Annotated in this window: 16 protein-coding genes; 5 read left to right on the top strand and 11 right to left on the bottom strand. The window is 73.6% G+C overall.

What is annotated here, in order from left to right; genetic code table 11:
* The first annotated feature begins 34 nt into the window (after positions 1-34).
* Positions 35-1,609 carry a phytoene desaturase family protein gene (locus H030_RS35025; protein WP_035129745.1) on the top strand — a complete coding sequence of 525 codons (1,575 nt, stop codon included), beginning with the start codon at positions 35-37 and terminating at the stop codon, positions 1,607-1,609.
* On the opposite strand, the gene H030_RS0125045 is transcribed toward H030_RS35025, so the two are convergent.
* Entirely contained in the window at positions 1,606-2,061 is a 456-nt protein-coding gene (locus H030_RS0125045) for an SRPBCC family protein (RefSeq protein WP_027008157.1), read from the bottom strand. The genes H030_RS35025 and H030_RS0125045 overlap by 4 nt on opposite strands.
* A gap of 23 nt (positions 2,062-2,084) precedes the next feature.
* Here H030_RS0125045 and H030_RS35030 point away from each other — a divergent pair, with 23 nt between their 5' ends.
* Positions 2,085-2,630 (top strand): TetR/AcrR family transcriptional regulator, encoded by a 546-nt coding sequence (locus H030_RS35030; protein ID WP_035129748.1) that lies wholly within the window; start codon positions 2,085-2,087, stop codon positions 2,628-2,630.
* Positions 2,631-2,759: 129 nt separating this feature from the next.
* Here the strand turns inward: H030_RS35030 and H030_RS0125055 are convergent, their stop codons facing one another.
* From H030_RS0125055 to H030_RS0125085, 7 genes are read right to left on the bottom strand one after another with little or no spacing between them, the layout of a single operon-like run.
* Positions 2,760-4,202 (bottom strand): amidohydrolase family protein, encoded by a 1,443-nt coding sequence (locus H030_RS0125055; protein ID WP_027008158.1) that lies wholly within the window; start codon positions 4,200-4,202, stop codon positions 2,760-2,762.
* The gene (locus tag H030_RS35035; RefSeq protein WP_051223691.1) at positions 4,199-5,422 is read right to left on the bottom strand and encodes a cytochrome P450; all 1,224 of its coding nucleotides are present in this window, start codon (positions 5,420-5,422) and stop codon (positions 4,199-4,201) included. Before H030_RS35035 ends, H030_RS0125055 begins: the two co-directional genes overlap by 4 nt.
* A complete protein-coding gene (locus H030_RS0125065) occupies positions 5,419-6,612 on the bottom strand; it encodes a hypothetical protein (RefSeq protein ID WP_027008159.1) in 1,194 nt (397 codons plus the stop codon). Before H030_RS0125065 ends, H030_RS35035 begins: the two co-directional genes overlap by 4 nt.
* 28 nt (positions 6,613-6,640) lie before the next feature.
* Complete coding sequence (locus tag H030_RS0125070; RefSeq protein ID WP_155892264.1) at positions 6,641-7,549, bottom strand: ABC transporter permease; 909 nt, start codon at positions 7,547-7,549, stop codon at positions 6,641-6,643.
* Positions 7,546-8,280 (bottom strand): ABC transporter ATP-binding protein, encoded by a 735-nt coding sequence (locus H030_RS0125075; RefSeq protein ID WP_196809270.1) that lies wholly within the window; start codon positions 8,278-8,280, stop codon positions 7,546-7,548. Before H030_RS0125075 ends, H030_RS0125070 begins: the two co-directional genes overlap by 4 nt.
* A 14-nt stretch (positions 8,281-8,294) precedes the next feature.
* On the bottom strand, positions 8,295-9,563 hold the full coding sequence (locus H030_RS0125080) for an amidohydrolase family protein (RefSeq protein WP_155892265.1): 1,269 nt from the start codon (positions 9,561-9,563) through the stop codon (positions 8,295-8,297).
* A complete protein-coding gene (locus tag H030_RS0125085) occupies positions 9,560-10,729 on the bottom strand; it encodes an LLM class flavin-dependent oxidoreductase (RefSeq protein WP_051223697.1) in 1,170 nt (389 codons plus the stop codon). Before H030_RS0125085 ends, H030_RS0125080 begins: the two co-directional genes overlap by 4 nt.
* Before the next feature lie 103 nt (positions 10,730-10,832).
* Between H030_RS0125085 and uraH the strand changes: the two genes are divergently transcribed.
* The 3 genes from uraH to allB are packed head-to-tail and all read left to right on the top strand — an operon-like array spanning position 10,833 to position 13,734.
* Positions 10,833-11,177 carry a hydroxyisourate hydrolase gene (gene uraH, locus H030_RS0125090; RefSeq protein ID WP_035129751.1) on the top strand — a complete coding sequence of 115 codons (345 nt, stop codon included), beginning with the start codon at positions 10,833-10,835 and terminating at the stop codon, positions 11,175-11,177.
* Positions 11,177-12,403 (top strand): allantoate amidohydrolase, encoded by a 1,227-nt coding sequence (locus H030_RS0125095; protein WP_027008165.1) that lies wholly within the window; start codon positions 11,177-11,179, stop codon positions 12,401-12,403. The genes uraH and H030_RS0125095 overlap by 1 nt, the downstream gene beginning before the upstream one ends.
* Positions 12,400-13,734 (top strand): allantoinase AllB, encoded by a 1,335-nt coding sequence (allB, locus tag H030_RS0125100; RefSeq protein WP_051223699.1) that lies wholly within the window; start codon positions 12,400-12,402, stop codon positions 13,732-13,734. The genes H030_RS0125095 and allB overlap by 4 nt, the downstream gene beginning before the upstream one ends.
* On the opposite strand, the gene H030_RS0125105 is transcribed toward allB, so the two are convergent.
* From H030_RS0125105 to H030_RS0125115, 3 genes are read right to left on the bottom strand one after another with little or no spacing between them, the layout of a single operon-like run.
* On the bottom strand, positions 13,720-14,286 hold the full coding sequence (locus tag H030_RS0125105) for a nucleotidyltransferase family protein (protein WP_027008167.1): 567 nt from the start codon (positions 14,284-14,286) through the stop codon (positions 13,720-13,722). The genes allB and H030_RS0125105 overlap by 15 nt on opposite strands.
* Positions 14,287-14,290: 4 nt before the next feature.
* Positions 14,291-14,998, bottom strand: coding sequence for a class I SAM-dependent methyltransferase (locus tag H030_RS37870; protein WP_051223701.1), 708 nt, complete (start codon positions 14,996-14,998; stop codon positions 14,291-14,293).
* Positions 14,991-15,668 carry an enoyl-CoA hydratase-related protein gene (locus H030_RS0125115; protein ID WP_027008168.1) on the bottom strand — a complete coding sequence of 226 codons (678 nt, stop codon included), beginning with the start codon at positions 15,666-15,668 and terminating at the stop codon, positions 14,991-14,993. Before H030_RS0125115 ends, H030_RS37870 begins: the two co-directional genes overlap by 8 nt.
* Positions 15,669-15,677 lie beyond the last annotated feature (9 nt).

The raw sequence follows: 15,677 nt of genomic DNA on the forward strand, positions 1-15,677 counted from the left end.
ACCAGATCCTCGTCCTCACGGCGCGCCTCGCCGCATGACCGCGGCGCGCCACGAGGTCGTCATCCTCGGCGGCGGCCACAACGGGTTGACGTGCGCGGCGTACCTGGCGCGCGCCGGCGTGGACGTGTGCGTGGTCGAGGCGCGCGACAGCGTCGGCGGGTGCGCGTCGACCGTCGCGGCGCTCGGCGGCGCGCGCGTGAACATCTGCAACTGCGACCACCAGCTGATCCGGTCGACCGGCGTGATCGAGGAGCTCGACCTCGAGTTGTACGGGTTGCGCTACCTCGACCTCGACCCGGCGCAGCTGGCGGTCCCGTGGGCCGAGGGCGACGCGCCGTGGCTGCTGTTCGGCGACGTCGATCGCACGCTGGAGGCGCTCGCGCTCACCCATCCGGACCAAGTTGATGGCTATCGCCGCTACGTCGCCGACCTGCTCCCGGCGGCGCGGCTGGTCCTGGAGATGACCGCCGGCGTCCCGACGCCGCTGGGCGTCGCGCGCCGCCTGGCGCGGGCCCGCGGGCGTGGGCTCGGCGCGCTGCTGAAACTCTCGCGCCGCAGCGCGGCGGACGTGTTGCAGGACTACTTCACGAGCGACGCGCTGCTCGGGCCGGTCGCGACGACGGGGCCCGCGGTGTGGGGCCTGCCGCCGCAGGCGCCGGGGACGGGCCTGGGCGCGCTCGGCTACGCGCTGCGCCACACGCATCCGGTCGGGCGGCCCGTCGGCGGGTCGGGCGCGCTGACCGACGCGCTGGCGGCCGCGGCCGTCGCCGCGGGCGCGACCATCCACACCAACTCGCCGGTGCAGACCATCATGTTGGACGCGCGCGGCCGCGTCGCCGGGGTGCGGCTCTCCGACGAGACCCGCATCGACGCCGGCACCGTCGTCTCGGCCGCCGACCCGCGGCGGACGCTCGTCGAGCTGCTCCACGCGCCGCCGGCCCGGGCGCGGGCGCTCGTCGAGCGCTGGCGCGCACGGACGACGCGCGACGGCTACGAATCCAAGCTCGACGCCGTCCTCGCCACCCCACCCCGGCCCCGCCGCGTCGATCCGGACCACCTCACCCGCCTCGGCCTCACCGCCGAGCAGCTCCAGCACGCCACGATGGTCGTCGCGCCCGGCCTCGACGGGATCCTCGCCGCGCACCGCGCAGCAGCGGCGGGCCACGTCGCCCAGCACCCGCTCCACCTCGCCAACACGCCCTCGGTCCTCGACCCCACGGTCGCGCCCGCCGACGGCCACGTGTTCTCGCTCGAGGTGCTGTTCACCCCCTACAACCTGCAAGGCGGCTGGGCCGCAACGCAGGAACCCCACCGCTGGCTCCGCGAGTTCGCCACCCTCATGGAACCCGGCTTCCTGGAGAGCATCCGCCGCTTCCGCCTCGTCGGCCCCGAGGACTACGAGCGCGACTTCTCGATGCCCCGCGGCTACGCCCCCTCCTTCGCCGGCGGCCCCCTCTCAGCCCTCCTCGGCACCGACCGCGAGCTGACCCGCTACACGACCCCCATCCCCGGCCTCTACCTCACCGGCTCCGGCACCTTCCCCGGCGCCGGGATCTCCGGAGCGCCCGGCCGCAACACCGCCCGCGTCGTCCTCTCCGCCCTGCGCTAGGCGGCCGGGAGCTGCTCCGCGAGGCGGGTCATGGCCTTCATGTTGCCTCGGCGTAGGGCGCCGCGGACCAGTGGGGACAGGAGGCGGTCGGCGAGGGGTGCGGTTGTCCAGGTGTAGGTGAACGTGATGTGGGTGCCGCCGTCCGGGAGGTCGGTCAGCTCGTAGGTGCCGGAGGCCGTGCGCCTGCCGCCCGCCGAGATGTTGTGCTCGACGATCCGTGATGGCGCCTCGGCGGCGACGACCTCGATCGAGACCGGCTCCTTGAGCGGGCCGAACTTCGAGTTGACGGTGGCCTTGCTGCCGATGCCGCGCGGCGGGCCGGCGTAGGACCAGTCCACGAGCATGTGGTCGGTGAACGGCTCGTGGTTGGCCATCACGTCGAGGAAGTCATACACCTCGGTGCGTGGGTTGGGGACGTCCACGCTGACGGAAATGGGCTTGGGAGGGGTCATGTACCAGACGGTACACTACGTCCGTGCCCCGTCGCAACCCGCGCGCCGACCTCCTGGAGCAGGCCATCGCCTACATCGCCGACCGCGGCATCAGCGACCTCTCGCTGCGCGAGCTGGCGGCCGCGATCGGGACCAGCCACCGCATGCTGATCCACCACTTCGGGTCCAAGGAGGCTCTGTGGGTCGAAGTGATCCGGACCGTCGAGCAGCGCCAGCGCGACGCGCTCCCGGACCTCCTCCCCGACCCCGACGCGGACCCCGCGACCGCGATGCGCGCCTGGTGGCAGCACATCTCCGACCCCGCGCTGTGGCCGAACGAGCGCCTGTTCTTCGAGCTCTACGGCCAGGCCCTCCAGGGCCGGCCCGGCACCGAGCAGCTCCTCGACGGCATCGTCGACCACTGGCTCGACGCGATCGCCGCCACCGGCATGCCCCGCGCCCAGGCCCGCCTCGGCATCGCCGTCACCCGCGGCCTGCTCCTCGACCTCCTCGCCACCCACGACCGCGCGGGCGTCGACGCCGCGATGGAGGCCTGGATCGCCCTCAACCTCGCCGCGGGCGAGGCCTGAGGCTCAGCCGCCGCGCCGCCACGCCCGCCAGGCGCGTAGGCCGTACTTCAGCGACTAGCCAGCAGCGCGATCCCCATCGTCAGAAAGAACCCCAGGAACGCCAGCACCCGCAGCGCCCTCGCCGCGCGGTCATGCGCGCGTCCGGGCCAGCGCCGCGCGCAGCGCCTCGATGCGCGCGATCGTCTCCGGCAGGCGCGGGTCGGCGGGCTCGCGCAGGCGGCGCTCGCGCTGCTCCGCGATCGCCGCGTGGACGTCGTCGAGCGAGAAGCGCACCGGCACCCGGTCGCGGACGACGAGCTCGCCGGCGACCACCACGTGCCGGACCGACCCGCCGGTCTCGCTCAGGACCAGCGCCGCCTCCAGGTCGCGCGCACCCGCCAGCCCGAACGACGCGCGGTCCAGCAGCGCGATGTCCGCGGGCGCGCCGACGGCCAGCGTCCCGAGCCCGTCCACCCCCAGCGCCCGTGCGCCCAACGACGTGGCCATCGCCAGCGCGTCGCCCGACGACACGTGCTCCTCGTCCGGCCCGCGGTGGATCAGCGTCGCCAGCCGCATCGCGAACCACATCTGCTGGTCGTCGCTCGAGGCCGCGCCGTCCGTACCCACTCCGACGGCGACGCCGCGGTCGAGCAGCTCCCGGACCCGCGCGCGCCCCGACCGCAGCCGCGTGTTCGCCGCCGGGTTGTGCACCACCACGCCGCCGGCCGCGGCGATCAAGTCAAGGTCATCGACATCGAGCCAGACGCCGTGGGCCATCGACACCTCCGGCCCGAGGACGCCCCACTCGCTCAGCACCCGGACCCCGGAACCGCCGCCGAACCGCGCCCGGCACGCCGCGTCCTGCACCCGCGTCTCGAGGACATGCAGTTGCATCGTCGTCCCGCGCCGCCGGGCGAGGTCGGCCATCCCCACCAGCAGCTCCTCCGACGCCCACTGGATGCCCGACGCGCCGGTCAGCAGATGCAGCCGCCCGCCCTCCGCGCCGTGCCAGCGCGCCACGGCGTCGTCGGTCAGTGCGATCGCCTCGCGCGTCGGGAGCGCCGGCGCCATCTGCGGGATCAGCGGACCATCCACCCCAACAACGCCAAGCGACCGCGCAAGGTCGGCGGTCGCGTCGTGGTCGCTGAACAGCGGCGCCATCCCGCCGCGGATGCCGGCATCGCGATACGCCCGCATCACGCCGTCGAAGCCCTCCGGCCGCAGCGGCGTCATCCCGACGTGGTCGACGACGCTCGTGCACCCGCACAGCAGCAGCTCGGCGGCGGTCGCCAGCGCGCACCAGTAGTGGTCCTCCCCGGAGTACGGCCCGGACTCGCCCATCAGCCGCGCCAGCCACGGCTCCAGCGCCAGGCCGTCGCCGAGCCCCCGCATCGGGTTCTCCGGCGAGTGCGTGTGCGCGTTGACGAGCCCCGGGACCGCGAGCAGCCCGCGGCCGTCGAGCACGTCGGCGCCGCCGGGGTGCGACGCGGCCGCCGGCGCGATCGCCGCGACCCGCCCGTCCTCCAGCGCGACGTCCACGCCCACGCGCAGGTCGCCCGGTGTGACGAGCAGGTCGACGCCCGCCAGGATCATCGCGCCACCAGCCGCACCGGCAGCGACCGGTAGGTCCGGATCATCAGCGTCGGGTGCAGCTCGCCCGGTTCGATGACCTCGATCCGCCGCCAGCGCGCCACCGCCCGGCGCAGGACCTCCCGCGCCTCCAGGCGCGCGACGTGCGCGCCGAGGCACGTGTGCACGCCGCCGCCGAAGGCCACGTGGCGATTCGGCGTGCGCGCGACGTCGAACGCGTCGGGATCGGCGAACGCGTCCGGATCGCGGTTGGCCGCCAGCACCGCGCACTGGACGACGTCACCCGCGCGCAGCTCCACCCCGTGCAACATGAAGTCCTCGACCACCACGCGCCCCATCGTCAAGGCCGGCGAGACCCACCGCAGCGTCTCCTCGACCGCGGGCCCGACCAACCCAAGGTCATCGTGAACGCGATCCCACTGCTCCGGGAACGCGGCGAACGCCTCGACCATCCCGGACAACAACGTCTGCGTCGTCGAGGTCCCCGCGGCCAGCGCCTCCATCGCCTGCGTCAGGACGTCGTCCCAGGTCAGCGCGCCCGCACGGTGCGCGCCGCACAGCCACGACAGCAGGTCGTCGCCGGGCTCCTCCAGCCGCCGCAGCGCCAACGCCTCCAAGTACGTGCACAACCCGAGCATCGCGGCCTGCCCGCGCTCGAGGTCGCCGGGCGCGACCAGCCGCGGGTCCAGCAGGACGTCGATCGCCACCGTGTCCTCATGCAGCCAGGCCATCAACAGCTCGGCGTCCTCCTCCGGCAGGCCGAAGAGCGTCCGGAACACCATCGCGGGCAGCGGGCCGGCGACCGCCGCCACCCAGTCGACCTCCCCGGAATCCGGCAGCGCGCCGAGCAACGCGTCGGCGAAGCCGGCGACGACAGCGGTCATCGTCGCCTCCACCCGCGCCCGCGTGAACGGCCGGGTGAACGCGCCCCGCACACGCCGGTGCTCGGCGGCGGGCAGGTTGATCAACAACCCCTCCTGGAAGCGCTCCAGCGCGCTGCCCGCGCCGAACGGCCGCGCGGCGTCGTAGCCGCGCACCGCGTGCAGGTCGGTGCCCAGCAGCACCCGCTCCTTCAACAGCGCCGCGACGTCCGCATAGCGGGTGACCATCCACCGCCCCGGCCCCAGCTCCACGAGCGGCGGCAGCGCCGCGACGACAGCGTGCAGCCGCCGCGGCAGCCCGGGATCGCCGAAGTCGATCCCGGGCGCCTCGGCGTACGTCACAACCCGATGCCCTGCTTGATGAACTCGTTCGTGAACAGGTCCGCCGGCTTCAGGCCGTCGGCGATCGTGATGTGGTTCTTCTTGTAGATCGGCGTGACGATGTCGATCATCTTCTGCACCTTGGCCTCGTCGATGTTGCCCAAGGTGTCGTCATCGCCGTTGCTGATGATCCTGTTGTCGACCTGCGCCCTGGCCGCGTAGGCCGCCAGCGCCGCCGGGTAGACCCAGCCGTTGTTGTACTCCGCGGCCGCCTTGACGATGATCCCGTTGGCCACCGTCGGGTCCTTGGCGTAGTCGGCCTGCGCCTGCTGGATGATCGGCACCAGCTTCTTCAGGCACGGCGTGTCTCTGGCCAGGTCGCCCTTGCGGACGGCTAGCGTCTCCCCGTAGTTGGGGTAGCCGGACTGCTCGATCGACAGCGTCGAGACCGGCTTCATCCATGGCTTGACCTCGTGCTCGTACTGCCACGGCTCCGCGGTGATGAAGCCCTGCTGCACGAGCTTGCCGCCGGACGACACGAACCGCGCAGGCTTGCCGTCGTAGGACGAGTCCACCTGCGACTTCTTCAGGATCCCCGCCCCCGTCAGGTAGTCCATGTACACGTTGGACTTGAAGTACAGGACCCTGGTGTCGGTCCTGCCGATGTCGGCGATCGTCCTGAAGTTGTACGTCTTGGGATCGAAGATCAGCACCTGCGCCCAGTGCTCGCGCGGCGCCATGACCGACACGGTCGGGAGCTTCTTCGAGTTCTGGATCGACTCGTCGGTGTTGGCGTAGCCCAACATGATCGACTTGTCCACGTACATCTGCTGGGTCGGGCTCTGGAAGCCGGTGGCCGGACCGCCCGCGCGGATCTCGACCTTCACCCCGGTGTCCCTGCCTTGGGCCATCAGCTCGGCCGTGTAGCGCTTCTTGCCCTTGTCGTAGGTGCCGTCCGGCGAGGCGAGCGCGTACGCCTCGGAGTGGTCGGACTCCGGGTTCCAGTCGGTCTGGATCACGACCGTCGACGGGCAGACGCCCTTGAGGCTGGTGGCGCTGTCCGCCGCCGGAGCGGCGGCCGCGGCCGTCGTGGCCCCGGCCGAGGACGTGCTGCTGCCCGAGGAGTCGTCGCTGCTGCCGCAGCCGGCAGCCCCGATCGATCCGAGAGCGAGCGCCATCAGCAGCGCGGTGATGCGAGAGGACCTGGTCATGGGCTCCATTCCATGGCGTGTGTGCGTGTCAACGGGTGCCGCGTGTGGCCGTGTGCCAGCGGCCGACGACGCGGCGCTCCAGCCACGTGACGGCCAGGAACACGACGATCCCCAGCAAGGACGACAAGATGACCGCCGCGTACAGCCGCTCGGACTCGAGCTCCGACGCGTAGGTGTTCATCAACACGCCGATGCCCGGCGTGCCCTGCTGGAAGAAGAAGTCGCCGACGACCGCGCCGATCACCGACGCGCCCGCGGCGATCCGCAGGCCGGTGAAGATCGCGGGCATCGCCGCCGGCAGCTGCAGCTTGAACAGGCGCGTGACCCGCCCGCCGCGGTGCAGGCTGAACAGATCATGGTGGCCTTGGTCGACCGAGAGCAGGCCGAACAACGTGTTGGTGATGATCGGGAACAGCGCGATCAGCACCACCACGAGCACGCGGCTGGAGAAGTCGTAGCCGAGCGTGAAGCCGATCAGCGGGACGATCGCCAGCACCGGGATCGTCTGCAGCACCACCGCGTACGGGTACAGCGAGCGCTCGATCCACTTCGCCTGCGACATCGCGATCGCGGTGCCCATCCCGATGACGATCGAGAGCACCAGCCCCACCATGGCCGCCTTCGTCGTCAGCCACAGGCCCGTGAACAGCTCGGCGCGGTTGTGGGCGTCCAGGAACGCCACGTTGACGACCGCCCACGGCGCGGGCAGCAGGAAGCGCTTGTCCTCGGCCAGGATCACCTGGCTGACGAGGATCCACGCGCCCAGCACGACCAGGAACACCAACAACGGCGGGAGGACCACCGACATCAGCGACGCGCCGCGCGAGCGCAGCGCCAGCCGCCCGCCCGCCCCGCCCAGCGCGGTCGGCGCCAGCTCGGCCTCGGCCTGCGCGGCGGCCTCCGCCGCGTCGGTCCCGGACACCGGGAACGCACTCATGCGAACGCTCCCCGCAGCGCGGCCGAGACGCGGCCGCTCAGCTCCGCGAAGGCCGGGTCGAAGCGCAGCTCGGGCCTCCGTGGGTAGGCGAACGGGACCGCGAAGTCGCCGACGATCCGTCCCGGCCGCGCGCTCATGACCAGCACGCGCGTCGACAGGAACACGGCCTCGGCGATCGAGTGCGTGATGAACAGCCCGGCGAAGCGCTCACGCTCGAACAGCGCCAGCAGCTCGTCGTTCAACCGCTCCCGCGTGATCTCGTCCAGCGCGCCGAACGGCTCGTCGAACAGGAACGTCGAGGGCTGCAGCGTCAGCGCGCGCGCCAGCGACGCGCGCATCTTCATGCCGCCCGACAGCGACTTGGGGTACTTGTCCTCGAACCCCTTCAACCCCACCAACTCGATCGCCTGCGCCGCGGCGGCGCGGCGCTCGGCCCTGCTCATCCCCTCCAGCTCGCCGAGCAGCTCGACGTTGCCGCGCACCGTGCGCCACGGCAGCAGCGTCGCGTCCTGGAAGACGTAGCCGAGGTGGCCGTCGCCGACGCCCACCTCACCGCCGGTCGCGTCGAGCAGGCCGGCGGCGATCTTCAACAACGTGGACTTGCCGCAGCCCGACGGGCCGACGATCGAGACGAGCTCGCCGGGCGCGACGGAGAACGACGCGTCCTCGACCGCCAGCGTGCCGTCCGGGAACTCCATCCGGACGGCGTCGAAGGTCAAGGTGGTGGACATGGTTGCTGTGGGGCTCATGGCATCAGTGCTGGGACGTTGGACAGGGGCGCGAGCGCGGTGCGGACCTCGGTGCGGGCCACGCACCGCCCGCGATGGATGACGAAGCGGTGGTCGGAGCCGCGGGCCAGCGCGTCGGCCAGCGACTCGCCGCGGACGGCGAGCAGCTCGGCGGGCGCGCCGGGCACGAGCGCGACGGCGGGCAGGCCGAGCGCGGCGCGTGCGTCGCCGGACACGCGCGTGTAGGCCTCGGCCGGCGTGAGGTGCGCGGCGGTGACCAGCAGCGCGGCGGTCTCCAGTGGGTCCGGGCGCCCGACGCAGTTGAAGGGGTCACCCACGTTGTCGGCGCCGCCCGCGACGATCGCGCCCGCGTCGAGCAGCGCCCGGACGGCGGTCAACCCGCGCGCCGGCGCCTGCGCGACGCCGCGCGACTGCAGGTACAGGTTGGTCTGCGGGCAGGTGACGACCGCGACGCCGGCGTCGGCCAGCTCGCGGGCGACGATCGCCTGCAGCGCCGGGCGCTGCGCGCCGAGCGACACGCAGTGCGAGGCGACGGCGCCGCCCACGAACCCGCGCTCGACGACCATCCGCGCGAGGTCGCGGACCGCGAGCCTGCGCGCGTCGAGCGTCTCGTCGGAGTGCAGGTCGACCGGCGCGCCCGCCGCCTCCGCGGCGTCGAGCGCGACCGCGGTCGCGCCCACGGGGTCCGGGTCCAGGTGCGGGCAGCCGCCCGCGACGTCGGCGCCCGCCTCGAGGGCGGCGGCCAACAACATGCGGTTGCTCTCGCCCTCCGGCCCGGTCAGCGGCGGCGAGATCAAGGCCACCAACTGCAGGTCGCACAGCCCCTGCTCGGCGAGCTCGCGCTTCAAGGCGACCAGCGCGTCCAGCCCGCGCAGCCCGATCCCCGGACCGACGTCCAGGTGCGTCCGGATCGCGGTCGCGCCCGCGGCGACGAAGCGGTGCGCGGCCTCCCGCGCGCGCCCCAGGATCTCCTCGGCGTCCAGCGACGGCCGGTAGGCGTGCCAGGCGTCGATCGCCCCGCGCAGGTCCCCGGCCGGGTTGGGCGCCGCGCCCGCCGACAGCGCCTTGTCGAGGTGCGCGTGCGGCTCGGCCGGTGCCGGCAGCACGACCATCCCGGCGCAGTCCAGGGTCGCGTCGCCGTCGCCGGGTGTCAGCGCCGCACCGACCTCCACAACAAGTCCGGAGCCCGGATCGACGCGGACGTCGACCCGGGCTCCCTCTCCGTCCACCCCATCGCGCAGGAGCAGCATGGTGGCCTCGCTCACGGCGTCGCCGCGCCGGCGCCGAGCTCGATCCCCAGCCGCGGGAGCACCTCCTCGGCGAGCAGCACCAGCTGCTCGTCGATCTCCTCGCGGGTGAGGCCCGGGAACTCGGGGAAGAGCAGGACGTGGCGGAGGTCCAGGAGGTCGCGGAACTCGCCGAGGACCTCGACGACGTCCTCGACCGACCCGATCGCCATCGCCCGCGACGCGCGCGTCTCCTCCAGCGTCGGGGCGTAGCCGAACGGCAGGTCGTCGCCGTCGTAGAGGCCGAAGCGGCCGTACGGCGCCAGGAACTTGACGTACTCGTCGTGGCCGGGCCGGGCGCGCGCCAGCGCCTGCTCGGTCGTCGGCGCGACGTGGACCATCAGCTGCATCGCGCGCGCCTCGCCCGGCGCGAGGTCGCGGCCGACGGCCGCCGCCTCGTCGGCGAACAGGTCCCACGCGCGCTTGAGCTTGGCCGGGCTGGCCAGCGCGAACACGCCGTGGAAGCCCTGCCGGGCGACGTAGCTCAGCGTCCGCGGCGAGCCGACCGGCTGGAAGATCTCCACCGGTCGCGTCGGGCGCGGCACGAGCGTCAGCTCGGTCACGGTCGCGCCGCGGTCCGGGATCCCCGGCGGCGGGTAGACGTGGTGCCTGCCGTGGTAGGCGAAGCGCTCCTGCGTCCAGGCGAGCTGGATGACCTCCATCGCCTCCTCGAAGCGCTCGCGGTTGAGGTCGTCCAACCGCTTGGACATCTCGTTGTCGCCCGAGGCGACCGGTGCGCCGAGCGTCATCGACTCGCGCGGCACGGTCCCGCGGCCGACGCCGAAGACCATCCGGCCGCCGGTCAGGATGTCGGCGGCCGCGAAGTCCTCGGCCAGCCGCAGCGGATGCCAGGTCGGGACCACGTTGAAGGCCTGGCCCATCCGCAGGTTCCTGGTGATCCCGGCGAGGTGCAGGCCGAAGAGGATCAGGTTCGGCGTGACCTCGTAGCCCTCGTGCTGGAAGTGGTGCTCGGTCAGCCAGAGCGTGTCGTAGCCGAGCTCGTCGGCGAGCTTGGCCCAGTGCTCCATCGACTCGTAGGTGTGGACGACCTCGTCGTTGGTGATGCGCCGGTCGGTCGGTGCGGGCGCCCCGGCGCCGGCGTCGGGCATCGGTGCGGTGGCGTAGAAGTGCAGGTCGGTCCGCAAGGCGCCGACGGTATTTGCGGCGCGGCGCGGTGTAGATGGACGCGGAGATGAACCGGCTCGACCGCCGGTCCAACGGCCCCGGCGCAGCGCGGCGGGTGGTTGAATGGCGTGCGTGAGCGGACGCTTGACGACGCATGTGCTGGACACGGCCGCGGGACGGCCGGCAGAGGGGGTCCGGGTCGAGCTGTGGCGCGACGGCGCGCTGGTCGGCGCCGCGGTGACCGACGCCGACGGCCGGACCGGCGCGCCGCTGACCGACGCGCTGGAGGTCGGCGGCTACGAGCTGCGGTTCGCGGTGGGACCGTACTTCGCGGCGTCCGGTCTGGCGTCGGACCCGCCGTTCCTGGACGTCGTCCCGGTCGCCTTCGGCGTCGCGGACGCCGCGGCGCATCACCACGTGCCGCTGCTCGTCGCGCCGTGGTCGTACTCGACCTATCGCGGTTCTTGATGTCCTACGGCGAGCAGATCGTCGCGCGCTGCCGCGAGCTGGCGCGGGTCAGCGAGGACGAGGGGCGCCTCACGCGCCGCTACGCGACGCCCGCGATGCAGCGCGCCAACACGCTCGTCGGCGCGTGGATGCGCGACGCCGGGATGACCGCGCGCCTCGACGCCGCCGGCAACCTCGTCGGCCGCCGGCCCGGGCTCGGCGGTCCGGAGGCCGGGACGTTGTTGTTGGGGTCGCACCTCGACACGGTCCGGGACGCGGGCGCGTTCGACGGGCCGCTCGGCGTTGTGCTGGCCATTGCCTTGGTCGACCGGCTGCGCGGTGAGAGGGCGTCGCTGCCGTTCGCGCTCGACGTGCTCGGCTTCGCCGACGAGGAAGGCCTGCGCTTCGGGACCGCGTACCTGGGCTCGCGCGCGGTCGCGGGGACGTTCGACGACGCGCTCTTCGACGTCCGGGACGACGACGGCAGCACCGTGCGCGGGGCGCTGATCGCCTTCGGCGGCGACCCGCGCGGCGTGCCCGACGCCGCGCGTGGCCGCGACGGCGAGCGGATCCTCGGCTACGTCGAGGTCCACATGGAGCAGGGGCCGGTCCTGGAGGACCGCGGCGTTCCCGTGGGAGTCGTGTCCGGGATCGCGGGCGCGACGCGCGTCGAGGTCCGGTTCACCGGCCAGGCCGGGCACGCCGGGACGGTCCCGATGCGGCTGCGGCGCGACACCGCGCCGGCGGTCGCCGAGATGGTCCTGGCCTGCGAGGACGCCGCGCGCTCGACCGAGGGGCTGCTGGCGACCGTCGGGAAGATGGACGTCCGGCCGGGCGCGCCGAACGTCGTCGCGGGGCTCGGGATCGCGTTCCTCGACGTGCGCCACGCCAACGACAGGATCCGCGCCGATGCGGTCGCGTCGCTGCACCAGACGGCTGACGCGATCGCCGCGCGGCGCGGGCTCGGCATGGAGTGGGACGTTCGGCTCGACAACCCGGCGGTCGCGGTCGACGACGACCTCACCGCGCGCCTGGAGGCGGCGGCCGCGGCGCGCGGCGTGGACGCGCCCCGCATCCCCTCCGGCGCCGGCCACGACGCGGTCGCGATGGCCGCGCTGTGCCCGGTCGCGATGCTGTTCGTCCGCTGCGCGGGCGGGCTGTCGCACCACCCGGACGAGGACGTCGCGCCCGCCGACGCGGAGGCCGCGCTGGACGTGTTGTACGACATGGTCCGCGGGCTCGCGTGAGCAAGGCCTATGACCTGATCATCCGGCGCGGCGGCGGCGATCCGGATGTTGGGGTGATCGACGGCAAGATCGCCGCGCTGGTCCCGGACCTGGAGGGCGGCGCGCGCGAGGAGGTCGACGCCCGCGCGTTGATGGTGTTGCCCGGCGTGGTCGACGCGCACGTGCACCTCAACGACCCGGGCCGCGCCGACTGGGAGGGCTTCGCGACCGGCACGGCGGCGCTGGCCTGCGGCGGCACGACGACCGCGGTCGACATGCCGCTCAACGCGATCCCGCCGACGCTCGACGGCGCGTCGTTCGCCGCCAAGGAGGCGGCCGCACGCGGGGTCGCGCGGGTCGACGTCGCGCTCTGGGGCGGGCTGACGCCGGCCGGGTCGCTCGACCGGCTCGATGAGCTCGCGGCGTGCGGGGTCGTCGGCTTCAAGGCCTTCATGTCGGCCTCCGGCGTGGAGGAGTTCGAGGCGGCCGACGACCTCACGCTGCTGGAGGGCATGGGCCGCGCGGCGCGGCTCGGCCTGCCGGTGGCGGTCCACGCCGAGAGCGACACGATCACCTCGCGGCTGGCGGCGCGCGCGGTCGCGGCGGGCCGGACCGACATGGAGGACTACCTGGCGTCGCGGCCGGTCGTCGCCGAGCTGGAGGCGATCGAGCGCGCGCTGCTGTTCGCGCGCGAGACCGGCTGCGCGCTGCACGTCGTCCACGTCTCGACCGGGCGCGGCGTCGCGCTGGTCGCCGAGGCGCGGGCGCGCGGGGTCGACGTGACCTGCGAGACCTGCCCGCACTACCTCGTGCTCGACGCCGACGACGCGGTCCGGATCGGCGCCGCGGCGAAGTGCGCGCCGCCGCTGCGCCCGCGCGCGGAGGTCGACGCGCTCTGGGACCGGCTGCTGCACGGCGACGTCGACCTGATCGCCACCGACCACTCGCCGTCGCCCGCCGCGCTGAAGGAGGGCGACAGCGCCTTTGCCGCTTGGGGCGGGATCCCCGGCGCGCAGACGCTCCTGGCGTTGATGTACCACCACGGCGTCGCCGAGCGCGGCCTCCAGCGCGCCGACCTGATGCGGTTGCTCGCCGCCGCGCCCGCGGGCCGCTTCGGGCTGAAGGGCAAGGGCGTCCCGGTCGTCGGCGCCGACGCCGACTTCGCCCTGCTCGACCCCGCGGCGTCCTGGACGGTCGCGCGCGACGACCTCCGCGACCGCCACCGCCTCTCCCCCTTCACCGGCATGACACTACGCGGCCACGTCGTCCGCACGATCCTGCGCGGCGAGACGATCGCGCTCGACGGGCAGGTCGTCGGCGAGCCGTCGGGCCGCGTCCTACGTCGCCAGTAGCGCGAGCATGTCCGGCGTGTCGGCGTCCGCCGGCGAGCCGAGGCCGTCGCAGATGACGAAGGCGGCGCCGCGCAGCAGCTCGCGCGCGCCGGTGTCGCCGCGCAACTCGGCGATCGCGGTGAACATGGTGGACTCGATCAGCGCCGGATGGCCGGGGACGCCGTCGTAGGTCGCGCGGACGGCGATCGCCGTGTCCGGATCCCGTGCGTCGAGCAGCTTGGCGACCGCGGCGCCGGACAGCAGCGGCTGGTCGCCGAGCACGACGACCACCGCGTCCGCGCCGCGCCGCGCCGCCGCCGCGATCCCGCGCCGCAGTGAAGCGCTGACGCCGTCGGCCCAGTCCTCGGCGACGACGTGCGGCACGTCGAGGACCGGTGCGACCTCGGCCGCGTGCGCACCGAGGACGACCACGACGTCGTCCACCCCGCCGTCCCGCAGCGCCGCCACCGGCCACGTCACCAGCGGCCGTCCCCGGAACGGCGCCAGTTGCTTGATCGCGCCGCCGAAGCGCGAGCCGGGCCCGGCGGCGAGGACGACACCGACGACGCTCATCGCGTCAGTGTCGCATCAGCTTCAGGTGCACCAGCGTGACCGGGTCGTCGAGCTCCTCGAGGTTGACGACCTCGAGCGTCCCCCTCGCGCCGAGCATGAAGTCGCGCAGCCCGGCCCGCCGCGGGTCGGCCAGCAGCAGGTGGCTGTCGGGGCCGAGCAGCCGCGGCCACAGCTCCAGCGCGGCCGCGACGTTGTCCTTGTTGTAGAGGACGTCGGCGGCCAGCACCACGTCGAACGGCCCGCGCGCCACGAGCGCGTCGCCGTCAACCGCCCAGTCGATCCGGGCGACCTCCGCGAAGGTGTCGTTGAGCGCGAAGTTGTGGGTGGCGAAGGCGATCGCGTCCTCGACGCCGTCGGTGGCCAGTACCGTCGCGCCCAGCCGCGCGGCGACGATGCTCGGCAGCGCCAGCCCGCAGCCGAGCTCCAGGAACCGGTACCCGTCGGGCGGCGGCCACTGCGCAAGGTACTCGGCCAGCGCCAGGCCGGCCGGCCACGGGTGCGCCCAGAACGGCAGCGGCCGCCCCGCTCCGCCCTCCTCGTGGCGCAGCTGCTCCCAATCGCTGGGCAGCAGCAGGTCGACGTCCTGGCCGACGTCGAAGCGCTCGATCGCCACGTCGAGCAGCGCGGGCGGCAGGTCGGCGACCGGCACGCCGCGCAGCACCGACAGCTGCTCGCCGAGCGACGCCCTCAGCTTGGTGATGACGTCAGCCAAACGCGACCGGCGTCAGGTCGCGCAGGAGGGTCAGCGTCTCGGAGTACATGCCCTCCTTGATCGCTCCCAGCGTCGGACCATGCTTGGCCGCCAGCGCCGCCGCGCGCTCCACGGCAACCGCGACAACCTGGTCCTCGGCCACCGCGTCGTCCACGATCCCCGCGACCGCCGCGTCGGCGCCGCCGTAGCGGCGCCCGGTCGTCATCGCCTCGTGCGCGGTCCTCTTCGACAGCCGCGCCTGGATCAGCGCGGCCATCGGCGGCGTGAACGGGATGTGGATGTCGACCTCGGGCAGGCAGAAGAACCCGCGGTCGGCGCGCATGACCCGGAAGTCGTGGGCGACCGCCAGCATCGCGCCGGCAGCGAAGCAATGTCCTTGGATCGCCGCGACCGTCGGGACCGGCAAGGCCAACATCTTGCCGAACAGCGCGTGCACGGTCGGGACGAACGCGCCGACCGCGCCGGTGTTCGCGCCCATCCACTCCAGGTCGAGCCCGTTGGACCAGATCTTCCCGGTCGCCGTCGTGACCAGCGCCCGCGGCGCCTCGGCACCCGCCACCTCGTCGAGCAGCGCACCGACCGCGCCGACCCATTCCGGGTTGAAGCGGTTCTCGTCGTCGCCCAGGTTCAGGACGAAGACGTCCCCTTCGCGGTCCAGTGTTGGCGCCATGGCGCCGGA

The organism is Conexibacter woesei Iso977N (genome assembly GCF_000424625.1).
In the GTDB taxonomy this organism is placed as follows: Bacteria; Actinomycetota; Thermoleophilia; order Solirubrobacterales; family Solirubrobacteraceae; genus Baekduia; species Baekduia woesei_A.